A 455-nucleotide genomic window follows, 5' to 3' on the forward strand; every position below is an offset into this window, starting at 1 on the left:
GTGAAGCGCACGCCCTGGCCACGCACCGACTGGATGTCGACCGAGCCGCCGAGCTGGCGCACTTCGTTGCGCACCACGTCCATGCCCACGCCACGACCCGCCAGCTGGCTGACCTGGTCGGCGGTGGAGAAACCGGAGGCGAAGATCAGGTTGTCCAGTTCCTGCTCGCTGGGCTGCGCGTCGGCGGCCAACAGGCCACGATCGATGGCGCGGCGTCGGATCGCTTCGCGGTCCAGGCCAGCACCGTCATCGGCCACTTCCAGCACGATTTCCGAGCCTTCACGGTGCAGGCGGATGGCGACTTCGCCCTCTTCCGGCTTGCCGGCGGCGCGACGCTGTTCCGGCGCTTCCAGGCCGTGGGCCACGGAGTTGCGCAGCATGTGTTCGAGCGGCGCGACCATGCGGTCGAGGACATTGCGGTCCAGTTCGCCGTGGGTGCCCTCGAGGGTCAGGTG

Annotated in this window: 1 protein-coding gene; it reads right to left on the bottom strand. The window is 69.0% G+C overall.

Annotated features, from left to right (window positions below):
• Positions 1–455: ATP-binding protein (locus GVL52_RS28960; RefSeq protein ID WP_160012732.1), on the bottom strand; the 455-nt coding region annotated here is incomplete at both ends.

Source organism: Rhizobium sp. 18055, assembly GCF_902706285.1.
GTDB lineage: Bacteria > Pseudomonadota > Alphaproteobacteria > Rhizobiales > Rhizobiaceae > Rhizobium.